This window comes from Companilactobacillus furfuricola (genome assembly GCF_003946325.1).
Classification (GTDB): Bacteria; Bacillota; Bacilli; order Lactobacillales; family Lactobacillaceae; genus Companilactobacillus; species Companilactobacillus furfuricola.
The window spans coordinates 1-22,539 of the sequence record NZ_RHNT01000034.1; the positions used below are offsets into that span (position 1 = coordinate 1).

Consider the following 22,539-nt stretch of genomic DNA (forward strand, 5'->3'; position numbering starts at 1 on the left):
CTCATGAAAATTGGCATTGAGTATATAAGCCTCTTCTTAAATAAATGCATCAAAATAACCAAACCACGACGAGAACCGATTTATCGCCTAGAACAAGACTCGTATTTGAGATTTGCGAAGCGGTCTTCTTCGGAAAGCTCAAATCGATGTCGGCTACGTTCCCGACCTTAGTTGTTCGGTGGCGTAGCCACCACCATAATCGGTTGCGTAAGTGCGGTAGCATTTACGTTCATTGAATATAGCGCCCCGACCCGGAACCGGCAATCAGCGCACACCCAAACAACAACCACCATCCCAACCCAATCAAATAACAAACTCCCACCAAGCAATTTCCTTGAAATTAATTTCAGAGCAAATGTTTGTATCATAACCATTTTTGTTTTACCGTATCGTTGTGACTAAAAAATAGTTAATAATCACGTAAACATTTTTATCCTAAAGGAGGATTTTTAATGGACGAAATTAGTGCTTCTAAAGCTGGTACATTTGAATTTGATAAGGACTTCGTAGTAAACCGCTTAGGTTACGGAACAATGCAACTAACAGGCAACGGAGTTTGGGGTCCATACAAAGATCCTGATCAAGCCGTCGATTTGATCAAGAGATCATTTGATCTCGGTGTTAACTTTGTCGACACTGCTGACTCATATGGTCCTTGGCACGCTGACACATATTTAGCAAAAGCTTTGAAAGAATATCCTGATTCAGACAAGATCTTTATCTCAGATAAAGCTGGTCAAGTTCGGACAGGTGAAAATGAATGGACGCCAGTTGGTGCACCCGCATTTTTACGTCAAGAAGTAGAACTTTCACTTCGCCTCTTTAATCGTGATCACGAAGATCTATTGTTCTTGCATAGAATTGATGATCACTATCCAATCGAAGACCAAATCGGTGAATTAAAGAAGATGCAAGATGAAGGTAAGATCAAGCACATTGGTGTCAGTCAAGTCACACTCGATGAACTAAAGGCTGCGCAAAAAGTAGCTAAGATCGATGCTGTTGAAAACATGTACAATGTTGGTCATCACAAGGGCGACGATGCGATCGTTGATTACGCTGAAAAAGAAGGAATGGCCTTTCTACCATGGTTCCCTCTTGATACTGGTAACCTAGCAAAAACTGACAGTCCACTAGAAGATGTAGCTAAGAAGTACAACGCCTCACCAGCTCAAATAGCCTTGGCATGGTTGTTGAAACGTTCAAACAACATCATTCCGATCCCTGGTACCAGTTCAGAAGATCACTTGAAGGACAATCTCAATGCCGCCAACGTAAAACTTAGCGATGAAGACTTTGAGAAACTTTCTGGATTAGAAAAATAATACGACTGAGTCATATCTGAAAGGATATGGCTTTTTTTGATGGAATTGACTGATCAAACATTATATTAAAACCTTCTAGCGTAATCTAATCATGAACCGAGGAGGAAACTATGCCAATTAAATACATCGAAACAGACATTTTTCAAAGTGATGCTCAGATCTTAGTAAACCCAGTCAATACTGAAGGCGTAATGGGAAAAGGACTAGCATTGGAATTCAAAAAGAAGTATCCACAAATGTATAAACAGTACCGAAAATATTGTTTGGACGAAAAATTAATAATAGGGAAGTTATACTTATTCAAATCAGAAGATAAGTGGATCTTAAATTTTCCAACGAAAAAAAATTGGCGAGAGCCATCACAATTATTTTTCATCGAGCAAGGACTGGATAAGTTTGTAGAAACGTATCAACAAAAGAACATTCAGTCGATCTCTTTTCCCAAGTTAGGAGTAGGAAATGGGGGATTAGACTGGGAATCTGAGGTTAAACCTTTGATGGAAAAGTATTTAGATGATCTCCCGATAACAATATATGTCCATCTCTTTCCAACAAAAAAATGACCCTGAAAAATCCAGAGTCATTTATTACTATTTAGTAATCTTTTAATTTTTGAACAGTATCGGCAACATTGTCAGATTGCATAATCTCGCTGACAACAGCAACTCCTGCAATATTCATTCCGGAGAACTGCTTGACGTTATAAGTCTTGATGCCACCAATTGCAACGACAGGGATATCAACGTAGTCTAAGATCTTGCGCAATGTTTCTAGTGAAGTATGGCAAGTTTTGACTTTAGTAGTGGTCGGAAAAATTGCCCCAACGCCTAAATAAGAAGCGCCTTGTTTTTGTGCCTCAATCGAACGGTCGATCGTTTTTGCGGAGACACCCAAGATCTTATTAGGACCGATCAAGCTTCTAACTAGATCGACCGGCAATTCGTCATCGCCTATATGGACACCTGCTGCATCGACAGCAAGACAGATGTCCACTCGATCATCGATGATCAGTGGGATATGGTATTTGTCAGTGATTTTCTTGACTAGTGTAGCGAGTCGAAAAATTTCTCGAGTGGTACCTGATTTTTCTCGTAGCTGAACTAAAGTCACACCAGCCTGACAAGCTTGCTCGATAATATTCAAAAATTTGTCATCAGAGTAATCGTATCGAGCAGTCACTAAATAAAGCGAGTAGTCGATCAAATCGAGCCACCTCGAACATTTAAGTACCATTCAGTTTCATTCATCAACAGTGATAATTGATTAAGTGTTTCTTGACGGAAGTCGGCTAAACCTAAGGTGTTCTTCATAGCTTTTTCGGCACAAAGATTTAAGTAACTGACAGCAGTGATCGTTGCTTTGATCGGATCGACGCCAGCACCGATGATACTTGTGATCATTGCTCCAACAATATCTCCGGTCCCGGTGAAACGGTCCAGCTGTGTCGTGCCATTTTTCAAAAAGACCGAATGCTTTTTAGAGACGATCAAATCCTTTTTACCAGTTGCTAATAAGATAACATCCGGGTGCTTTTCAACTACTTCTTTCATAGCGTTGATCAAGGCGTGGAGAGCGTTGTTGCTTTGATCTTCAGCTAGCGCATCGACACCGCGGGCACCACTCTTTAGACCGCAAAAAGTTCGCATCTCGGAAATATTTCCTTTAACGACGGTTGGATGGTATTCCATCAGATCGTGAGCTAGTTCGTTTCTTCCCTTAGCAGCAGCCACTCCCACTAAGTCGACTACAAAAGGCGTCTTAGTTTTTTGTGCCATCTTGGCAGCTTCTAAGATAACGTTTTGCTCACCATAAAAACGGTGGCCTAAGTTTAAAAAGAGGCTGTCGCTTTGTTTCATGAATTCTGGAAATTCAGGGATCTCATCGGCCATGACTGGCTTGGCATTGATATATAAAACTGCGTTAGCAACGGATTCCACCGTGATAACGTTAGTAATACATTGTACTAGTGGTGATTTCGGTAAAGGTAAAACATCTTCGACAAAGGGATAAAAGTAGTTATTTGGGCTGTAGATTATCATTGAGCAATCCTCCGAATAAATTTTGAACGCGTTTGAAAGGTGTTGTGTTCTTCAATTTGAATAAAACGATATAGGCGATGATCGAGCCAGAGATCGCTCCACCGAAAAATCTTGGCGTGTATAAGAACCAGAACATGCCGTTACTTGAACCAGTGAACCAAACCATGACGGGATAAGATAAAAGCGAACCGATCAAGCCAGTTCCGATGATCTCACCGAGAACAGCTCCCCAGATCTTACCTGTAAATTTGTAACCTAATCCTGCAAGAAGTGCTCCGAAGAAGGCTCCGGTCAATGCTAAAGGTGGGATCCCCATCATTGTCATTCTGATCACAGCGCAGACTAAAGCCATGATCGAAACATAAAATGGTCCCAGCATGACGGCACCGATAACGTTTAAAACACTAGACATTGGTGCCATTCCTTCGATTCTGAAAATTGGCGATAAGACGACATCTAAAGCAATCATGATCGCTAGCATTGTCAACTTTTGTACCCCTGAAGCGTTTTTCATGTATCCAAACTCCCTTTATTTTATTTTGAAAAAAGGCCAGGGGTTCCCACCAAAAGAAAAAGCCCTCCGAAAAAATCGGCGGGCACAAAAATACCGTTGTTGAAACGGTGTCGCATTTTCCTTCGCCAGCGTTAACTGTGTCAGGTTCAATGGGTATATTCTCAGCGGTGTGCACCCCAAATGTCTCGATTCAAATGTGGTTTAAGTATAGCATTGATCAAGCTCTATATCATGGGGTTTTTCAACAAATATATTTATATAAAAGTGTTAATATTAAGGTGTTTATAGGAGGGGTTTTAATGAAAAAATTAGCTCTCAATTTGACCATTTTAGTAGCACCATTTTTGCTGGGAAGCATAGGTTCTGTCCAAGCTGCAACAACGAATGCGCAAGCGGATGAAGCAGTTCAGACACAAACTTGGACTGATACCAAGACCAATCAGAGGATCCATACCAAGAATTTGATCGGGATGCCAGTTTACGATCAATATGGCGTGATCCAGGAACGGCAACTGATCAACCCAGATACTGATTATCATGTAACGTCGATCAGAACAAGCAATCAAACGGGTGAAATTTTTTACCAAATAGGAACTGATCAATATATCATCTCCGATGATGTAGTTGGCGATACGCCCGATACTGTCATAAGTGACGGTGAATTCGTCGTTCACACATTGGATAAGGACAATATTCCTTTATACAACGGTGATTTAAAGCCAGTTGCTAATGAAAAATTGGCTGGTGACAGTCTTTGGTATACTAACAAACAAATCGATGACCGCGACAATGGTTCAACATATTTTCTAGTATCGACTGATAGATATGTTAGTTCCGCGGATATTGACCAAGTTTCTGGCGTTCAAAAATAAGTTTTGCCTTCGAGTTAAGTCGAAGCTATATAATGAAGTTACTAATTGACTAGGAGGACTACCATGAAATACCGCAGATTTGGAAAGACTAATTTCAATGCTAGTGAGATCTCACTAGGTACATGGCAACTTGGTTCAAAATGGGGCGATCCATTTTCTGAACAAGACGCCTTAGCAACTTTAGAGGAAGCTTATGACCAAGGAGTCAACTTCTTTGATACTGCTGACGTTTATCAAGATGGAAAAAGCCAACAAGCTATTGCCAAATTTTTGAAGGGCAAACAAGATAAGGTCTTTGTTTCAACTAAGATCGGACGTCGACTTGACCCACATGTCGCTAGTGGCTATACGCCTGAAAATTTACGCAAGTTTGTTGAAGATTGTTTAACTAACCTTGATGTAGATGCTTTAGACAATGTTTTATTGCACTGTCCACCAACACCTGTTTTTTACGAGCCAGAAGTATTTTTCGCCATGGACCAAATGAAAAAGGAAGGCTTGATCAAGAACTACGGTGTCTCAGTTGAAAAAATCGAAGAAGGTATGAAAGCTTTAGATTACGATATTTCTTCTGTTGAGATCATTTACAATATGTTTAGACTACGTCCGGCCGAGAACTTTTTCCAAATGGCCAAATCGCATGATGTCGGTATCATTGCTCGTGTTCCCTTAGCTAGTGGGTTGTTGACTGGTAAATACACGTTAGATACTAAGTTCGGTGCTCAAGATCACCGTACGACAAACCGTCACGGTGAAGAATTCGATGCTGGAGAAACATTCTCGGGAGTTGACTATGCAACTGGTGTTAAAGCAGCCGACGAGTTGAAAGAACGGCTAGGTGCCGGCGATAAGTTAGCTGCTATGGCACTGCGCTATATTTTGATGTCTGATGCAGTCATCACTGTGATCCCAGGAGCATCAAAGCCTGAGCAGATCGAAAGAAATACAGTAGCATCAGATCTGCCAGCCTTAACACATGAACAAATGGGTATCGTAGAAGATGTTTACGATAAATATATTAAAGATCCTGTTCATTATAAGTGGTAAAAATACAGTCCATTCTACTTTTGGTAGGATGGGCTTTTTTAAACTTAGAAATGTTAGTATTTCAATACATTTTAATTTCTGAGTGTTTTTGACAAATGCAGGTCATTTTTTTCGGTACATTTTAATTTTTTGCGGTTTTTAGCAAATGTGAGATGATTTTTATCATTACATTTTAATTTTTTGGCATTTTTATAAAATGTAGACCAGTTTTTCTTGATACATTTTAATTTTTTGCTGTTTTTTAAAATGCATTAATCATTTCTATGTTATAATCTCTTAAAATTAGTTAATGGAGGGAAAAAGTATGGCTAGGAAACCTTTGTCAATTTTGATGTATATGAGCAGCAAAGAGTCAAATATTGATGTAGAAGAAATATATCAAGAGTATTTACAAAGTGAGACTAGCATCGTTACAAATTTATATCCTTTCTTAACTGACCGAATGGGTAATCAACACAGTGATAGACCAATCTTTTATTCGAATACGGTGCAAATATCTTTATTAACTTCTAAAATATTTGAGAATTCTAGGAAAATACGTACTATTAATAATTATTTGCCTAAAATTGCAAAAGATAGTTTTATTAGTTCCTTGCTGACCGATGAGATAAAATATAGTAATGATATTGAAGAAGTAACAACCTATCGCCGTGATTTAGGGACAATTGTAGCTGCGCTTAATGAGGGAACAAAGGTCAAGCAACAAAGACTTTTATCCACCGTCCAAAAATATTTAGGTGCAATAAAATATCCACAAATTAAAATTTCTAAGCTATCTGAAATTAGAAATATTTACGATCAATTAACAGAAGGCGAAATTGAGAATACCAAGTTACCAGATGGAAAACTTTTTAGAAATGGGGCTGTGATGATTGGCACCATTGATGGATCTAAAGTGGTCCATCGGCCACCAATTAATGAGACATTGATAGAAAAGAAATTATTAGATTTAATAATGTTTATGAATAACGATGATATTCCAACTCTAGAAAAAGCAGTTATTACTCATTTTATGTTTGAAAATATCCATCCATTTTATGATGGTAACGGGCGTATGGGCAGATACTTATTAACACAGTATTTAAGTAAAAAAAATGATCCTTATACTGCTTTATCAATTTCAGGATCCATAATTTCACATGAAGCTAAATATTATCGTTCTTTTGATAATGCAGATAAATACGAGAATTATTCAGAATTAACATTTTTTGTTCAGGATATATTGAATATTGTTGCTGATGGTCAGACATTTGTTATCAACAAACTTTCTGAACTCAAATCAATACTAGAAGAAAACATGACTAAAATTAAAGATAAATTTTCTGATCATCAAAACGCAGAAATTATTATTGAAATATTATCCTTGTTTGTTCAATCAAAACTGTTTAATGTGGACAGATCATTAGGAATTAAAGATACACAGATGATTAATACCCTTTACGATTATAATAAGAAAGTGTTTAAAAAGAAGAGCGTAAAACAGATTATTAGACAGTTAGAAACTGATGGAATACTAAAATTAGTTAATGGAAATCCTATTCAACATGAAATAGTTCTAGAGAATATTTAAACAAAAAGTACTGATCAGCTGCGATCAGTACTTTTTTTGATGGCTTTATAACCTGCAAGAGAAAATTGGTTCAATAATTGTAGTTCTCGATACCATTCGTTGTCTTTAACGAATTTGTGTCGCTTGTTGATGGCAAAGGATCCGTGGATGACGTAGTTGAATAATACGTCAGCGTCTGCTGTGGAAAGTCCGGTTTGACGCATTATCGAGGGTAATACTCGGGGCCGTTCATTTTTGATGATCTTACCCACGATGTACTCACTCAATGTTGGGTCGAGCAATAGTTGCTGATATTTGGCGGAGTCGCCGACTCTTTGGCAAGCGGGCAATAAAGATTCGTTGGATTTGAGCATGTCGATCGAAAGGGCATCTTCGTCAGATATGACTGTGTCGCTTTCTCGATCGAAGGCAAAAATGTCTTTTAAAATGTCGTCTAGCACATCAGTCAAATTGTTATAGTGCAAATAAAAAGTTGAACGGGTGAGCTCAGCTCTTTTACATAGCGACGTTACTGTCATATCACTATAAGAAGTTTCGTTGATCAATTCTAAAAAAGCGTCTTTGATGACATTGATGGTGTACAAAGTGCGACGGTCAATTTTTCTTTCCATAATAAATCTCCTAGACAATTTGGGAAAAGTGTCCGACAATCGGTCATTTTCTCAAAATTGTTATTAATTGTTGTCATGATTTTTAGTACCGTTTAAGAAGTTCGATACATATTGTAGTCAATTGTACAACTTGTTACTGAATAATCAAATAGAGGAGTTTGCAGATGAAATCAATCAAGCAGGCACAAGAAATGATAAAGAGTAGTCCAGCAATTCTGATCAGTGCTAGCAATGGTTTATCGATTGCTGAGGGATACAACATTTTTGCTGACGATGAAAATTTTCGAAAATATTTTAATGAATTTAAGGCACTATATGGGATCAACGGCTTGATCCAAGGCGTTTTCGCACAAATACCTGAAGCAGACCATAATGTTTTCATGAGTAAGGTCCATCAATTTTTGATCGATGATTATCAACCCACGACAGTCTTTGCCAACTTAAAAGAATTGGTCGCAGGCAAAGACTATTTTATCGTGACCTCAAATGCCGATACTCATTTTCAGATGAATGGTTTTGATGAAGATAAAATTTTTGAAGTCGAGGGAAACTTTGATGGATTAGACATGCAAACGACTGCCTGGGATCAGCAACAGGCTCGCTTTAATCAATTCATATCTGACCACGCTACTGATAATGTTTTGCAATTAGAGTTAGGTATCGGTGCGAAAAACCAAATGATCAAGGGTCCGTTGATGAAACTAGTCAACGACAATCTGAGTTGGCAGTATTTGACGATGAATATGCCACAAGAGATCAACGTTTTGCCAGCGATCGCATCACGTGCTTTGGCACTGCCTGGCGATATCGGTGAGAACTTTCAACAATTACTTGCGGAGGTAAAATAATGGAACAACCAGTTTACGAAAAATTAGTCATGCAGACACAAATGAACTACCAAAACTATTTTGAGGCTTATGCCAGAAAGTCGACCCCGGTCAAGCTTTCGAAGAAGGAAAATCTTCCTTACGATGAACAGATCAAGATCTTTGCGCAAAAAATCGAAGAAGCTGATCACATTATTGTTGGCTCTGCTTCTGGTTTATCCGCAGCTGGCGGTGGCGATTTTTACTACGAAAATAATGACTCTTTCAAGAAGTATTTTGGTCCTTTTGCTAAGAAATATAAGATGGCGGGAGCTTTTGCAGGGATGTCATATCCATTTGAGACTCGCGAGGAATTCTGGGGTTACTTGGCAACGTTCTTATACACTACGCAACATGCCGAGATCCGTTCGCCTTATAAGGACTTACAAGCCATTTTAGATGGTAAGGATTACTTTATTTTAACGACTAATCAAGATACTCAAGCTATCAAGGCCTTCCCCGAGGATAAGGTAGCTGAGATCCAAGGAGACCATCGCTATTTCCAGTGCTCTGAACGCTGTTCAGATGAAGTTTACGATGCCGTAGGACCAGTTGCTGAAATGAAGGAGGCTATGGGTGACGGGACCAAAGTTCCAACGGAATTGATCCCTAAATGCCCTAATTGTGGTGCTGAAATGTTTCCTTGGGTCCGTGGTTACGGAACTTTCCTTGAAGGTACAAAGTATCATGAAGAATACGAAAAGATATCCAACGATTTGATTTTCCACTCAGATCACGAAAAGATTCTTTTCTTAGAGCTAGGTGTGGGACGTTTGACGCCGATGTTCATTCAAGAGCCATTTTGGGCTTTGACGACATCATTTCCAGGTGCGTATGATGTCATGGTAAATCGTGACTATCAATTCTTACCAGAACAAATTGAAGATAAGGGTCAGGCGATCAAAGCTGATCTTGGACAAGCCCTGCATGATGTTAGACAGGAATTAGGTAGATAGTAAAAAATCTCGTAGAGTCATCGGTTCAACGAGATTTTTTAGTATCAGTTAAATGTTTTTAATGTAAAATCCATCCATGGCACCACTGTGATGGCTTTGCTTGATCGGCCCAGCTAGTCTAGTAAAACCAGCCTTGGGATAAATGTGTAAGGCTGCTTTCAAATTGTGATGAGTTTCAATGTAAAGCTGTTTATAGCCAGCTTTTTTAGCTTGATCTTCAACGGTGTTGATCAACTTGTAACTTAACCCATGTCCAGTGGCAGACTTATCCAAGTAGAGTTTCTGCAATTCAGCGATCCCAGTGTCGAGGTCAAATTCAGCGAAGCCGGCACCACCAACGATTTGACCATTATCGTCTTCAACAACGAAGTAGCCGCGTTGAGGACTGGCGTCATAAAACTCATTTAATGTATCGAGGTTGTCATCAAAATAAGCTGTTCCAGGGATGTCGAGGTGAGCAGCTTTTAAATCTGTCCGTAGTATCTTCTTGATAGCTTGGTTGTCGTCAGCTTTGATAGGTCTAATTAACATAGTCTACCTCCGAGAAATAATGTAATATTCTAGCATATTTTAGTGAAATTGACCTTAATTAAAATCCGTGATATCTTGTTATCAATAAATTTTTGGAGGAAATGCTTGATGATTGCTCATAACTAAGGATCAACGGTAAAACCGCAGAAGGTACCGACAGGTACTAATCCTTGTGCAGCTCAACTGCAATTTTTTGTATTCTGCAAAATAATTCAGGAGAATACAATGACAGAAAAAATAGATTTTACATTAAGAAACGAAACCGTTGCTGATTATTCAGCAACAGAAAATTTGACCCGAGAGGCATTTTGGAACCAATTTGCGCCTGGTTGTGCGGAACATTATTTGTTGCATAAGATCAGAGACATCGATGCTTTTATCCCAGAGTTAGATTTTGTAGCAGAATATAATGGACAAATTATTGGCAATGTAATTTACACTAAAAGTATCATTAAGACTGATTCAGGCAAAGATATATCAGTTCTTTGTTTAGGACCGATCAGTGTTTTGCCAAAGTATCAAGGTCAAGGTATTGGCACAAAATTGATCAAACATACGCAACAAATTGCTTATCAAATGGGATATCAAGCTATTTTTATTTTTGGCGATCCCGCTTTTTATCAAAGAGTGGGCTTTGTTCCAGCCGAAAAGTATCAAATTAGGACTAGCGACAATATTTTCGCGGCAGCACATCAAGTTTTGCCACTTGATGATGGATTCTTATTAGATAATGCAGGTCGCTACTTTGAGGATCCCCAATTTTCTATCGATGAAAAAGCGGTTGAGAAATTCGACCAGAAATTCCCACCGAAGGAAAAAATCGTCGGGATCAAATCTCAGCCTATTTTTAAGAAGTTAGTTAAAATGACCAAAGAATATCATAGCTAAAAAAAGCAGTCTGGAAATCAAATTTGCGATCAAATTTTTCCAGGCTGTTTTCATTTAAATGTATACTATCGATGACTACTATTTCGAGCAAGATTAATACCTCTGTTAGCCCCGTCACAGCAAGCCCTAGAGGCCGAAAATATTTTTTAAAAAAATAGTGCTTTTTACCCATTACATGTTATATAATTAGCTTCTATATTTTATATGTACGAGGGAAAGTATTATGTTAAGAACTAGACTTGCTACTACAGCAGACGTGCAAAGACTTTTGGAAATTTACGCGCCATACGTCCTGGATACGAGCATTACTTTTGAATATGAAGTACCAACAGTATCCGAATTTGAAAATCGCATTGCGACTACTTTGAAAGATTATCCGTACATCGTCGCTGAAACGGAAGAGGGGACCGTCGTAGGATATGCTTATGCTCACCGAATGCGTGAACGCAAAGCCTACGATTGGACAGTCGAAGAAAGTATCTATGTCGACCAAAAGGCCCGGGGATTAGGAGCTGGCAAGAAATTGTATGCCGCTCTAGAAAAGGAGTTGGCGAGGCAAAATGTCGTCAATCTTGCTGTCTGCGTAACTGAGAAGAATCAAAACAGCATTGAGTTCCACGAACACTTGGGCTACAAGCAAACAGGCCGTTTCATCGATTTTGGCTATAAGTTCGGCGAATGGTACGACGTTGTTTGGCTTCAAAAACGCTTAGGAGACCCAGAACATCCGGGGGCATTTATTCCTTATAGCAAATTACCTGAAAACTACATTCAAGAAGCTATGTAAAAAAATGATCCTTATCAGTTTTATACTGGTAAGGATTTTTTAATTTGATTAAGTATACGATTGACGTATACTTCCATAGCTTTAAAGTAATTTTTTTATCATGACACAGGTCTTATACTAGATTCATCGAAAGCAATAAAGGAGATTCTTAATGACAAATACAAACATTCCTACATTTAAATTAAACGACGGCACAGAGATCCCATCATTCGGATTCGGTGTTTTCCAGATCCCAGCTGATGGTACAACTTACAAAACAGTCAGCGATGCCCTCAAGTTAGGCTATCGTCACATTGATACAGCTGTATCTTATTTCAATGAACAAGAAGTCGGCAAAGCTATCAAAGACAGTGGTATTCCCCGTGATCAAATTTGGGTTACCTCAAAATTGTGGTTACAAGACTTTGCCTATGAGGATGCCAAAAAGGCTATCGATACCTCACTGCAAAAACTTGGCTTAGACTACATGGATCTTTACTTGATCCACCAACCATACGGCAAGGTTGATGAAGCTTGGAAAGCTATGGAAGAAGCTAAAAAAGCTGGCAAGATCCGTTCGATCGGTGTTTCAAATATGACACCTAAGATCTGGAATAAGTTCGTCCCAAACTTTGAGACTATGCCAAGTGTCAACCAAGTTCAATACAACCCATATTTCCAACAAAAAGAATTGCGTAAGTTGATGGCTGAAAATCACGTTACACTTGAAGCTTGGGGACCACTAGGTCAAGGTGATAAAGACTTATTCAATGAACCGATCTTAAAAGATATGGCTGCTAAATATGGAAAAGACGTGGGTCAAGTTATCCTCCGCTTTGAACACCAAGAAGGAATCATCGTCTTTCCTAAGTCAGTTCACGAAGCAAGAATCGAATCTAACAAAAATATTTTTGACTTTGAACTAACATCTGACGAAATGGATGCTATTCATGCACTGGATAAAAATGGTGCAGGGATGCATGATCCAGATGCTGATGGCGTACAAGATATGTTGTTGAACGCCTTTGATGTTCATGCTGATGACTAGAATTTTTATCCTTATCAGAAATGGTAGGGATTTTTTTCGTCTGAAGATGCTTATTATTACATAATGTGTTTGATATAGGAGGTATTGAGATGATTGTTAAAGCTAAAAAAATCAATGGTGTTAATGTATTTGAAATACCTGATAATGTTAAGCCAACAGACGGTGAATATTACGTAACTCAAACTCGGGATGGATCGATAATATATTCTCCTAAGAGGAAAAATATTTTTGAAGATGAGAAGTTTATTGCGACTCATGATTGGAAGCAAGAAGAGATATCGATTGGGCCACTGGTTGGAAAAGAAAAATTTGATTAAATGTACTGAGATTTTACTCGAAGACATTTAAAAAGTTTGTTATTTAATGGATGTTACACTTACGTCGATTTTTGAAGATTGCAGACGTGATGGTGCCTTATAAGCAGGATGTGCTCCAGGATGGACGTAATGAACATTTGTTTGAAGTAGCTACATAACAGGCAATTAGGTCAATTGCGAATAGTAATTAGAAAAGGCAGTAAACTCTTTGAAATATTGAGTGAATTTACTGCTTTTTTGATTTTAAGTATTTTAAATTGTGGATATAATATAACTATATTAATATTCATGGGGAGAGATTAATTATTATGAAGCGATTAAAGGGATGTATTTCTCTAATAGTAGTTTTATTTGGAATTACATCATTATTTTTAGGGAGCAATATCGTTCAAGCTAAGGTTGTGACTGATGATGCAGGGGATCAAGTCGATATACCGGATAAGTATTTTTTAGATTCATATGATAGCAGTGTGGATGACAACGATCAAAAAATATGGACGTATTTATGGCCATTTGTAAACGAGTGGGTTAATAATCCAGATACAAAAATGTCGGATATTAGACCCATGATGTCTAAGCTCGTGCCGGATATGACTACCTTTAATGACTTAGTTGAAAAATACTCAACAGAAAATCCCAAAATTTCTAAAGATTTAATTGAATACGGATTAAAAGAGTTCTTTACACAAAAGTATTTACCTCCTAGTGCTTCATCCGTTAAAACAATTGATCGGAAGGTGTTTTAGTAAGTAGTGTATATTTTAATTACATTGCTCAACCTTCGGATATGACGGTTTACAATCAGACAGGAAATAAAAATGTCACATTTGCTCTTGAATATGGTTTTAAGCAATGGAATAAGGATCCAAGATTTCATTTTAGAATGGTTGATAATCCAGAAGATGCTAAAGTAGTCGTTACCGATTTGCAACATTCGCAGTCTAGGAGTAAACAATTTGAATCAGATTATGATGCGTTTTTCTCAGCAAATATAGTTTACAAAAATGTGTTGATTCAAGGAGAGATAACTCTTTCCGACAAAACTCTTTCCATGGATAAGAATGACCCAAAATTACTGCACACCGTTGTCCACAAATTGGGCCATAGTATTGGTAGACCAGATTTGTTTTAAATTGGAAGATGCTTTATTTGGTGGGACCAATTCCTCCCTTTTTGACTGTTCTTCAGCAAATTTAGGGAATAATCTTTGTTGGTAATTGTTGCCATTATAGTTGCTCGTCCATTGTGTATTTTCATTGATTGAATCATTAGAAACCTCAGTTTGATCATTTTGCTTGTAATACATGACATCCTTCGTAATATCAAAGCTATTATCAATGTATTTTGAAGGATTTTTATAAAACTGTGATAGAGAAATATCATTTGGCTGATTTCCGTAAATCATCTTGGATTTTGTATCATAGTAATTTCCATTTTTTAATCTTTGATAGCTGTGTTGAAAAAACAGACCACTATTTTTTTGCCCGTCAGAGCTTGATGGATCAGATTTATATTTAGTAACTCTTAACAGATAGTCGAAGTTACTTTCATTTGCTTTTTTTTTGACTGAAAGGTAAATTGGATTATTTGTTTTTGAAAGCATGTTGTCAAATTTTTGATTTAATGTGGGATAATTCAGTGCATTATAAACTTTCCCAGAGTCCGCGTCTTGATATTCTCCATTTGAAGTGTCCGTTTTTTTGAGATTGAATTCCCCATTCTTTTTGGCGCCACTAGAAATGGAATGAATAGAATTTTTAGAGATTTTCGTCTGACCATTAAAATATTGATACTCAGGGTAAATTGTGCCGTCTGATTGCATTCGATAAAGATAGACACCATTGGTGCCGTTAGGATTAATAGCAAGTATTCTGTCAGGATGTTGTGCATCCTGAAGGAAAATGTTGCTATCCTTTTTGTTTGGCCCTTTGCGGTCTTTCTTGGGTGACTTCTGACTTTTGTTTGATTTAGTATTAGTAGTCTCAACCTTCGGATCGTCACCGCCGACCCCAATATTGGTGTAACTTTTGTATGAAGTGTAGGCTGCTAATAATACGATGATCACTAATCCCCCGATTATGATCGATAATCCTGTGCGTTTCTTTTTCATATTTATCCCCTATAACATATTAAAAATATTATATTCAAAGACAATTATAGCTGTTAAAAAAGGTGATGCTAACCCAAATCAGTCGTTTATTTAAAAATGTCGGATTTTTTGAAGTCAAAATTTTGATAAGCCTTTTTTAAAAAAGCTGGTACGTGTGCATACTGAAACTCGGCTAGCTTTTTTATTTGATTGGAGTTGCCGTTTTGAATCCATTCTTTGAACAACCCCATCATGCCGTAAGAATGGTATTTGATTTCAGCAAGTTGTTCCGAAGTAACAGGCTGTTGGTAAAAAGTTTCAACCGATTCTACTGCTGTTGTGACATTGAAATTTTGAATATATTGATCAATGGAGTTTTGTGAGCGTTCAGTATAAGTTTGCTGATAAAAATTACGATGTTTGTACATATCGGTCAAATTTTTAGAAATACTGTCGATCGAATATTGTTGCGATTCATCGATGTAGGTATTGGAAAAATCGTACAAGAATTTCCAGGCGACTAATTCGTATTTATCGTGAAAGTGGTAGTAAAACGACTGTGGAATGGTACCGGCTCTTCGGCTCAATTCCACCACACGGACCTTATCCATCGGTATCGTCAGTAACATTTCTTCCAGTTTTTGAGCAAAAAGTAATTTAGTTTGATTTTTGAGTGACATAAGTATTCCTTGCTAGATAAATATTAGTTAATATCAATTTTTTATATATTTTAGCATTTTTATATAATGTAATTTAATCTTTTTGCCATTATAGTGTAATAACAGAAACAGAGGAGGTACGATTTATGAACATTATGGTAACTGGTGCTAATGGTGGATACGGAAGTTATGCGATTGATTATTTAAAGAAATTCGCGCCCGATGCTAATATTTTTGGTTTAGTTAGAAACGAAGCCAAAGGGGCAGCTTTAAAAGAAAAAGGTATCAACGTTCGAATTGGCGATTTTGCGGATAAAGATTCGTTAATTGAAGCATTCAAAGGAATCGATCGACTTTTGTTCGTTTCTGTTTCGATACCTGGCATTCAAAAGAACGTGGTGGATGCTGCGGTGGAAGACGGGATCAAATTCATTGCGTACACAAGTATTTTCCAGCCAGAGTTGGATCGTTTTGGATTGGAGATCAATCATAAGCAGACGGAAAATTGGATCAAAGAATCAGGTATCAAACACGTTTTCTTACGAAATAGCTGGTACGCTGAGGTTAACCAAGTATTATTTGATTATGCTCAACAGACAGGCAAGTTCGCTTACTTTGCTAATAAAGGAAAGCTTTCCTTTGCTTTGAAACGTGAATATGCGGAAGCTGGAGCTCGCGTCATCCTTGATGGATCTGATCAGGAAATTTTGAATTTAGCCGGAAAAGCTCGTAGTTTTGCTGATATAGCCGAAGGTACGAAAAAGGCGGCGGGAGGAGATCTAGGTATCAAAATAACGACCGAGAATAATTTTATACCAACCTTAGCAGCTGCGGGGATTTCGCCTAATTGGGCGGGTGTTTCGCAAACTTATCAAGAGCATACACTGGATTTAAACAATGGTGAAGATAATGCCGATCCAACTGAATTTGAAAAACTCCTAGGTCACCCGCTGGCTAGCATGGAAGAAATTGCTCGTGAGTTGATGCATAAATAAAAAATTAAAGTCTGTCACTTTTTACTATCACAAATTAGAAAACAGACAAATCAGCAGTCAAAATCAGACTTCAACTAATGATTTTATCGTTAGTTGAAGTTTTTTTGTTTTGTCCTTGTCCTGGAGCCGACTCCAGGATATATAGTATGTTTATTCTTTACAGAAAGGATGTCAATAAATGAATTCAGTAGTTATTAATGATGATGGTAGTTTTTCTGATCAAGAGATGCCGCAACTTATTCCATCTGGTTCGGATATTTTAGTTAAAATCAAAGCCATTTCAATAAATCCAGTTGATATCAAGAAAACACCACATACTTCAAAATCACGGATATTAGGTTATGATGCTGCAGGAATCGTTGTCGGAATTGGTCCAGAAGTAAAAAAATTCCAAATTAATGACCAAGTATATTATTCAGGAACAACGCAACGAGATGGCAGCTATGCTGACGAACAATTAGTTGATGAAAATTTGGTTGCTTTAACTCCCAATGATAATTTTACAGATTTAGCAGCATTGCCTTTAACTTGGTTGACAGCTGCAGAGATTTTATTTGATAAATTACACTACTCGATGAATCCTGAAGCTAACAATCATCAGACTCTCTTGGTTATCAATGGAGCTGGTGGAGTTGGTTCAGTAATCACTCAGCTAGCTCATTTGATTGGTCTAACAGTGGTTGCCACTGGCAGTCCTAAGAATTTTCACTGGCTTAAAGATAATCAGGTCGATTATCCCATTGACTATCATCGAGATGTAGTCAAGCAAATAAAAGAGTTAGGAATAACAATCGATAGCAGCATCAACTTATTTAACACCGGACTGTATTTTGATGAAACAGTTGAAATCGTTCGTCCCTTTGGACATTTAGTGAATGTAACTGGAACTGATGTGCCGATCGATGTTAGAAAACTCCAACAAAAATCATTGAGTTTTGACTGGGAATTGATGTTCACCAAGAGTAAATATCAATACCATACTGAAACTCAAGGAAGACTACTAGAACTTTTAAGCAAACTACTTTCTGAGAAGAAGCTACACACCACAAGAACCCAAACAATCATTGCGCCGATAAATGCAGCAACGATTGAAAAGGCACAACAAATTGTAGCTGGTCATCAAATGGTCGGAAAATTAGTAATACAAAATAAAACAAATGATTAAGGAGAAATAATATGAAAGCAATTAACTGGTCTACAGAATATTTGCCAGGAAAGACAGACAACTTTGTTTCAAACGAAGTTATTAGTAATGAAGTAACGATTGAGGATATCTGGAAAAATTTGGTCGATACAGCTCAATGGGAAAAGTATTATGATAATGCAACAAATATTGATCTAAGTGACAAATCAACTTCAAAATTACAATTTGCTGAAACATTTCATTTTGACACTTTTGGATTTCCGATCGATGCACAAGTTATGGAATTAGTTTCTCCAGTTGATGGAAAAACCGCTAGATTGGCATGGCACGGTTGGCAAAATGACGATGCAGAGACACAATTTGATGTCTATCACGCATTTTTGATTGAGAAGTTAGACGATGGCAGAGTCAGATTACTTACACAAGAATCTCAAATTGGAAAACCTGCTCAAGAATTGTCGAAACAAGATCCTAATCCAATGTTGAATGGACATCAAAAATGGCTTGATGGTTTAGTAAAAATTTCTAAAAAATAAGGAGAACAATATGACAAAAACATGGTTAATTACAGGAACTTCTAGTGGCTTTGGTAAACAACTAGCTCAAATAGTAGCAAAAGCAGACGATACAAATTTAGTTGCTACGGCTAGAAAAATGAATGATTTAGATTACTTAAATGAATTTGATGATAAAAAAATCCTCAAACAAATTTTAGATGTGACAGGCTCTAAAAAGATTGAGGAAGTAGTAAAAAATACAAAGAAAAAATTCGGTGGAATCGATGTCTTAGTAAATAATGCTGGTTTAGGATACTTTTCAACGATTGAAGAAAGTGATATGAAACAAGTTCAATATATGTTTGATGTTAATGTCTTTGGATTAGCCAATATGACTAATGCAGTCTTACCGACTATGCGAGCACAGAGGAGTGGATAAATCGTCAATCTATCTTCAGCATTAGCACTCACCACATTACCAACGATGGGATTTTACAGTGCAACTATATATGCAGTGGAAGGTTATGCAGACACACTTCGTCAAGAAGTGGCTGACCTTGGTATTCAAGTAATGAACGTGGAGCCTAGTGGCGCTAGAACCGATTGGTCAGGCAGATCTTCTAAGAAGGTTGAACCGACAATCAAGGATTATGCGAAATTTAGTAATGATATCGAAAGCGTCCCTGATTCAGTAACATCAGCACCAGGTGATCCCCAAAAAATTGCTCAAGTGATTTATAATCAAGTTACTAATGAAAAGATTTTGCCAAAACATTTGCCTTTAGGACAATTTGCTTATCAAGGTGGAATCACTAACTTAGAAAACTTAACTACAGAAATCAAAAGTCGACAAAGCATTTCCATGTCTACTGATGATTAATGAGGTAATATTATGAGCTACAGTATCGGACAAGTTTCAAAAAAATTAGGAATTACCGTTGATACGATCCGTTATTATGACAAATCGGGAATTCTCCCTTTTGTTAAGAAAAACGAGATTGGTCGTCGCGAATTCACTGACAATGACGTTCATCTAATGAGAACAATTATCTGTTTGAAAAATGCCGGAGTTTCAGTGGCAGATATTTCCAAATTTATTGATTATCGATTGCAAGGTGATAGTACCTTAAATGAGCGTTATCAGTTGCTAGAGGAACACCGAAAGGATCTGCAGCAACAGATCACCGATCTACAAGATACGATGAGTTATTTGAAGTTTAAAGAATGGTACTATCAAACAGCCGTTGAGGCTGGAACTGAAGAAATTCATTTTGTTCCGAACACCAATGAAGTTATTCCAGATTTGGCAGATGAGTACAGCAATCATCTCAAAGAAACTGGTCAAGTTGATGAGTTTCAACGCTTTAGTAATGTTAAGGACTATCGTAACCGGTAAAAATTATTAAATGATATCTTCCCAACTTAAAGTCATTTCCTCTGCAATCGGAGAGATGGCTTTTTTGTTTGCTTTCAAATAGGTGGCATAAAAATCAATCGAGCTGAATTCACCTGTGATCGGTATTTCAACTTCATCACTGTCAATACTCTTTCGTTCAGGATCGATTTTTGACATATTAGTGCTGAAATAAGGGAAGTCAGAATATTTGGTGATCTCGGTGAAAGCTTCATATTGATTTTGGTATAAAAATTTTGCATCAGGGATGTTGTTTTCAGCGTTTTTCTTCCAGACGCCGATATCAAATAAGACGATGAAGCTAAAACCCTTCAGATCTTTGAACGTCATGGATTTTTTATTTGCCAAGTAGGTGAACTTGTTTAGATTGACAAAGAGTTTTTCTGTACCAATGTAGCGTGATTCGATCTCATCGGTTTGGATTTCTTGGTTGGTCATGATCATTGAAAAATCGTTAGTCTGAAGCTTTTTTAAAGCTACTTCTGGTTCTAACAGTGTCTCATTGATATCGATTTGTTGAGGTAAGTCAGGTAGGATCGATTTGAGCAAAATTACTGGACCAGGTGCGACCGATGCCACGGTAATGTGATGTTGGTTGTAATCGTATTTTTGAACAGTTTCGATCATGTCTTGATTGAGAGCCAAAACTTTTTGAGCTTGTTCAGCTGCTAATTCCCCAGTTTTGGTAAGACTGATCTTATTAGGCTTGCGGTCAAAGATCTGCACGCCAAATTCCTCTTCGATTTTTTGCATGCCTCGAGTAACGGTCGGTTGGGTGATCATCAAATGTTCTGCGGTGGCAGCTAGTGTGCCGTATTTTTTAAAAGTAACTAATTCTTCGAGTAAATAGTTATCGATCAAAATGACATCTCCAGTATACGTTGTATGTATAGTAGCATATTTATTTAGTAATTTTCAAATCAGTTTATTGCTCATAAACTGGATGCATAAGTTAATCGAAGAGGTAATAAAGATGAAAAATGTTAAATTAAATAACGGTATCGAAATGCCCCAATTGCGTTTCGGTGTTTTCCAAATTACTGACTTGGCTCAGTGCAAGCAAGCAGTGCTCGATGCGATCAACAGTGGCTACCGCTTGATCGATACGGCAGCAGCTTATCAAAATGAGACTGCTGTTGGTGAAGCTATCAAAGAAAGTGGCGTTGATCGTGAAGATCTGTTTATCACGTCAAAACTTTGGGTTTCAGATTTCACTTATGAAAAAGCTAAACAAGGTATCGATACATCATTAAAAAATCTTGGGCTCGACTACTTAGATATGTACTTGTTACATCAACCATACGGTGACACGATCGGTGCTTGGAAAGCTTTGGAAGAAGCTAATGAAGCTGGAAAAATCCGTGCTATTGGTGTTTCGAATTTTTATGCTGATCAGATGAAAGACTTGGAACTTTCGAGTCACATTAAACCAGTGGTAAATCAGATCGAAGTTAATCCTTGGTATCAGCAAGTTTCAGAGGTTGAATTTAATCAACGTGAGGATATTGCGGTTGAGGCTTGGGCACCTTTTGCGGAAGGTAAGCATGATCTTTTTACTAATGAGACTTTGAAGTCGATTGGTGAAAAGTATGGGAAATCTAATGGACAAGTTGTTTTGCGTTGGTTGTTGCAACGTGGGATCGTTGTTATTCCTAAATCGGTACATGTTGAACGGATGAAGGAGAATATTGATGTGTTTGATTTTTCGCTTAGTGATGATGAGATGTCTATTATTCGTGAGATGGATAGAAATGAGAGCCAGTTTTTTGATCATCGGGATCCGGTTACTATTGAGCAGATATTTGGTTCTAGTTTGAATGAGATGAAAGGGTAGATTGAGGTAGTAGATTGAGGTAGTAGTTTGACTGTGCGTTTATTGCCGGTTCCGGGTCGGGGCGCTATATTTATGAACGTAAGTGCTAACGCACTTGCGCAACCGATTATAGTGGTGGCAAGCCACCGGACAACTGAGGTCGGGAACGCTGCCGACTCGATTTGAGCTCCTCGAAGAAGTACGCTTCGACGATCTCAAATACGAGTCTTCCTCTAAGCTTCTTCGTCGCCAAGAGGAATTTGGCGGCTGAGCCCATATAGCGCCCCGACCCTCCACCTAGATAGAGGTCTAGCTAATCTTCTTTTTTTGTTGAGTTTTACCGATATTTGTTGGTTAAATTGGCATTTTTGGTGCTTCCTAGTTTTCACTTGTCTATCTCAGGTTTCTTCAAGATAGTAAAATCGTAAAGCGAAAAGCAAAAGCAAAAGAGGCTGTGACATAAGTCTCCAAAAAAGGGTGTTGTATTAGAACCGTCAGGCTCTGATACAACACCCTTTTTGATATAATTATATGTATAAAAAAAGAGCATCGGTCGCACCCGATACTCTAAATACTTC

Annotated in this window: 26 protein-coding genes, 1 pseudogene and 1 riboswitch; of the genes and pseudogenes, 19 read left to right on the plus strand and 8 right to left on the minus strand. The window is 37.7% G+C overall.

Going from position 1 to position 22,539, the window contains the following annotated elements; genetic code table 11:
* The first annotated feature begins 452 nt into the window (after nt 1–452).
* Nucleotides 453–1,325 carry an aldo/keto reductase gene (locus tag EKM78_RS08830; protein WP_125771427.1) on the plus strand — a complete coding sequence of 291 codons (873 nt, stop codon included), beginning with the start codon at nt 453–455 and terminating at the stop codon, nt 1,323–1,325.
* Nucleotides 1,326–1,435: 110 nt separating this feature from the next.
* Complete coding sequence (locus EKM78_RS08835; RefSeq protein WP_125771429.1) at nt 1,436–1,888, plus strand: macro domain-containing protein; 453 nt, start codon at nt 1,436–1,438, stop codon at nt 1,886–1,888.
* A gap of 31 nt (nt 1,889–1,919) precedes the next feature.
* Here the strand turns inward: EKM78_RS08835 and thiE are convergent, their stop codons facing one another.
* The 3 genes from thiE to thiW are packed head-to-tail and all read right to left on the minus strand — an operon-like array spanning nt 1,920 to nt 3,878.
* Nucleotides 1,920–2,558, minus strand: a complete 639-nt coding sequence (thiE, locus tag EKM78_RS08840; RefSeq protein ID WP_125771431.1) for a thiamine phosphate synthase — start codon at nt 2,556–2,558, stop codon at nt 1,920–1,922.
* A complete protein-coding gene (gene thiM / locus EKM78_RS08845) occupies nt 2,525–3,364 on the minus strand; it encodes a hydroxyethylthiazole kinase (protein WP_125771433.1) in 840 nt (279 codons plus the stop codon). Before thiM ends, thiE begins: the two co-directional genes overlap by 34 nt.
* Entirely contained in the window at nt 3,342–3,878 is a 537-nt protein-coding gene (thiW, locus tag EKM78_RS08850) for an energy coupling factor transporter S component ThiW (protein ID WP_125771435.1), read from the minus strand. Before thiW ends, thiM begins: the two co-directional genes overlap by 23 nt.
* A 100-nt stretch (nt 3,879–3,978) precedes the next feature.
* A riboswitch (TPP riboswitch) is annotated at nt 3,979–4,067 on the minus strand.
* Between the two features lie 110 nt (nt 4,068–4,177).
* On the opposite strand from thiW, the gene EKM78_RS08855 reads away from it, so the two are divergent.
* The 3 genes from EKM78_RS08855 (at nt 4,178) to EKM78_RS08865 (ending at nt 7,367) form a co-directional block, all read left to right on the plus strand.
* Nucleotides 4,178–4,750, plus strand: coding sequence for a hypothetical protein (locus EKM78_RS08855; RefSeq protein WP_125771437.1), 573 nt, complete (start codon nt 4,178–4,180; stop codon nt 4,748–4,750).
* Between the two features lie 63 nt (nt 4,751–4,813).
* Nucleotides 4,814–5,797 carry an aldo/keto reductase gene (locus EKM78_RS08860; RefSeq protein ID WP_125771439.1) on the plus strand — a complete coding sequence of 328 codons (984 nt, stop codon included), beginning with the start codon at nt 4,814–4,816 and terminating at the stop codon, nt 5,795–5,797.
* A 304-nt stretch (nt 5,798–6,101) separates the two neighbouring features.
* Nucleotides 6,102–7,367 carry a Fic family protein gene (locus EKM78_RS08865; protein WP_164507274.1) on the plus strand — a complete coding sequence of 422 codons (1,266 nt, stop codon included), beginning with the start codon at nt 6,102–6,104 and terminating at the stop codon, nt 7,365–7,367.
* A 14-nt stretch (nt 7,368–7,381) separates the two neighbouring features.
* Here EKM78_RS08865 and EKM78_RS08870 read toward each other — a convergent pair whose 3' ends face one another.
* The gene (locus EKM78_RS08870; protein ID WP_211334355.1) at nt 7,382–7,978 is read right to left on the minus strand and encodes a TetR/AcrR family transcriptional regulator; all 597 of its coding nucleotides are present in this window, start codon (nt 7,976–7,978) and stop codon (nt 7,382–7,384) included.
* A gap of 164 nt (nt 7,979–8,142) precedes the next feature.
* Here EKM78_RS08870 and EKM78_RS08875 point away from each other — a divergent pair, with 164 nt between their 5' ends.
* Together EKM78_RS08875 and EKM78_RS08880 are read left to right on the plus strand one after the other, a co-directional pair.
* Complete coding sequence (locus EKM78_RS08875; protein WP_125771443.1) at nt 8,143–8,826, plus strand: SIR2 family NAD-dependent protein deacylase; 684 nt, start codon at nt 8,143–8,145, stop codon at nt 8,824–8,826.
* On the plus strand, nt 8,826–9,800 hold the full coding sequence (locus EKM78_RS08880) for an SIR2 family NAD-dependent protein deacylase (protein ID WP_125771445.1): 975 nt from the start codon (nt 8,826–8,828) through the stop codon (nt 9,798–9,800). The genes EKM78_RS08875 and EKM78_RS08880 overlap by 1 nt, the downstream gene beginning before the upstream one ends.
* 48 nt (nt 9,801–9,848) lie before the next feature.
* On the opposite strand, the gene EKM78_RS08885 is transcribed toward EKM78_RS08880, so the two are convergent.
* On the minus strand, nt 9,849–10,331 hold the full coding sequence (locus EKM78_RS08885; protein ID WP_125771447.1) for a GNAT family N-acetyltransferase: 483 nt from the start codon (nt 10,329–10,331) through the stop codon (nt 9,849–9,851).
* A gap of 225 nt (nt 10,332–10,556) precedes the next feature.
* Between EKM78_RS08885 and EKM78_RS08890 the strand changes: the two genes are divergently transcribed.
* From EKM78_RS08890 to EKM78_RS12725, 6 genes are all read left to right on the plus strand, one after another.
* The gene (locus EKM78_RS08890) at nt 10,557–11,219 is read left to right on the plus strand and encodes a GNAT family N-acetyltransferase (protein WP_211334356.1); all 663 of its coding nucleotides are present in this window, start codon (nt 10,557–10,559) and stop codon (nt 11,217–11,219) included.
* Between the two features lie 223 nt (nt 11,220–11,442).
* Entirely contained in the window at nt 11,443–12,006 is a 564-nt protein-coding gene (locus tag EKM78_RS08895; RefSeq protein WP_125771449.1) for a GNAT family N-acetyltransferase, read from the plus strand.
* Between the two features lie 151 nt (nt 12,007–12,157).
* On the plus strand, nt 12,158–13,033 hold the full coding sequence (locus EKM78_RS08900) for an aldo/keto reductase (RefSeq protein ID WP_125771451.1): 876 nt from the start codon (nt 12,158–12,160) through the stop codon (nt 13,031–13,033).
* Nucleotides 13,034–13,122: 89 nt separating this feature from the next.
* Nucleotides 13,123–13,350 (plus strand): antitoxin of toxin-antitoxin stability system, encoded by a 228-nt coding sequence (locus EKM78_RS08905; protein WP_125771453.1) that lies wholly within the window; start codon nt 13,123–13,125, stop codon nt 13,348–13,350.
* Between the two features lie 308 nt (nt 13,351–13,658).
* Complete coding sequence (locus EKM78_RS08910) at nt 13,659–14,096, plus strand: hypothetical protein (protein WP_125771455.1); 438 nt, start codon at nt 13,659–13,661, stop codon at nt 14,094–14,096.
* Between the two features lie 41 nt (nt 14,097–14,137).
* Nucleotides 14,138–14,482: a zinc metalloprotease gene (locus EKM78_RS12725; protein ID WP_164507275.1), complete on the plus strand. Its 345-nt coding sequence runs from the start codon at nt 14,138–14,140 to the stop codon at nt 14,480–14,482.
* On the opposite strand, the gene EKM78_RS08915 is transcribed toward EKM78_RS12725, so the two are convergent.
* Together EKM78_RS08915 and EKM78_RS08920 are read right to left on the minus strand one after the other, a co-directional pair.
* Nucleotides 14,423–15,460 carry a hypothetical protein gene (locus tag EKM78_RS08915; protein ID WP_125771457.1) on the minus strand — a complete coding sequence of 346 codons (1,038 nt, stop codon included), beginning with the start codon at nt 15,458–15,460 and terminating at the stop codon, nt 14,423–14,425. The genes EKM78_RS12725 and EKM78_RS08915 overlap by 60 nt on opposite strands.
* Before the next feature lie 86 nt (nt 15,461–15,546).
* Nucleotides 15,547–16,119 (minus strand): TetR/AcrR family transcriptional regulator C-terminal domain-containing protein, encoded by a 573-nt coding sequence (locus EKM78_RS08920; protein ID WP_125771459.1) that lies wholly within the window; start codon nt 16,117–16,119, stop codon nt 15,547–15,549.
* Between the two features lie 125 nt (nt 16,120–16,244).
* On the opposite strand from EKM78_RS08920, the gene EKM78_RS08925 reads away from it, so the two are divergent.
* The 5 genes and pseudogenes from EKM78_RS08925 to EKM78_RS08945 all read left to right on the plus strand — a co-directional run bounded on the left by EKM78_RS08925 (nt 16,245) and on the right by EKM78_RS08945 (nt 20,130).
* The gene (locus EKM78_RS08925) at nt 16,245–17,093 is read left to right on the plus strand and encodes an NAD(P)H-binding protein (protein WP_125771461.1); all 849 of its coding nucleotides are present in this window, start codon (nt 16,245–16,247) and stop codon (nt 17,091–17,093) included.
* A gap of 178 nt (nt 17,094–17,271) precedes the next feature.
* Complete coding sequence (locus tag EKM78_RS08930) at nt 17,272–18,258, plus strand: zinc-binding dehydrogenase (RefSeq protein WP_125771463.1); 987 nt, start codon at nt 17,272–17,274, stop codon at nt 18,256–18,258.
* Between the two features lie 11 nt (nt 18,259–18,269).
* The gene (locus tag EKM78_RS08935; RefSeq protein ID WP_125771465.1) at nt 18,270–18,773 is read left to right on the plus strand and encodes an SRPBCC family protein; all 504 of its coding nucleotides are present in this window, start codon (nt 18,270–18,272) and stop codon (nt 18,771–18,773) included.
* Nucleotides 18,774–18,783: 10 nt separating this feature from the next.
* Nucleotides 18,784–19,614, plus strand: a pseudogene (locus EKM78_RS08940) (SDR family NAD(P)-dependent oxidoreductase).
* A 12-nt stretch (nt 19,615–19,626) separates the two neighbouring features.
* Complete coding sequence (locus EKM78_RS08945; protein ID WP_125771467.1) at nt 19,627–20,130, plus strand: MerR family transcriptional regulator; 504 nt, start codon at nt 19,627–19,629, stop codon at nt 20,128–20,130.
* 6 nt (nt 20,131–20,136) lie between these two features.
* Here the strand turns inward: EKM78_RS08945 and EKM78_RS08950 are convergent, their stop codons facing one another.
* Complete coding sequence (locus EKM78_RS08950; protein WP_125771469.1) at nt 20,137–21,009, minus strand: LysR family transcriptional regulator; 873 nt, start codon at nt 21,007–21,009, stop codon at nt 20,137–20,139.
* A 112-nt stretch (nt 21,010–21,121) separates the two neighbouring features.
* Here EKM78_RS08950 and EKM78_RS08955 point away from each other — a divergent pair, with 112 nt between their 5' ends.
* The gene (locus EKM78_RS08955; RefSeq protein WP_125771471.1) at nt 21,122–21,982 is read left to right on the plus strand and encodes an aldo/keto reductase; all 861 of its coding nucleotides are present in this window, start codon (nt 21,122–21,124) and stop codon (nt 21,980–21,982) included.
* The last annotated feature ends 557 nt before the right edge of the window (nt 21,983–22,539 follow it).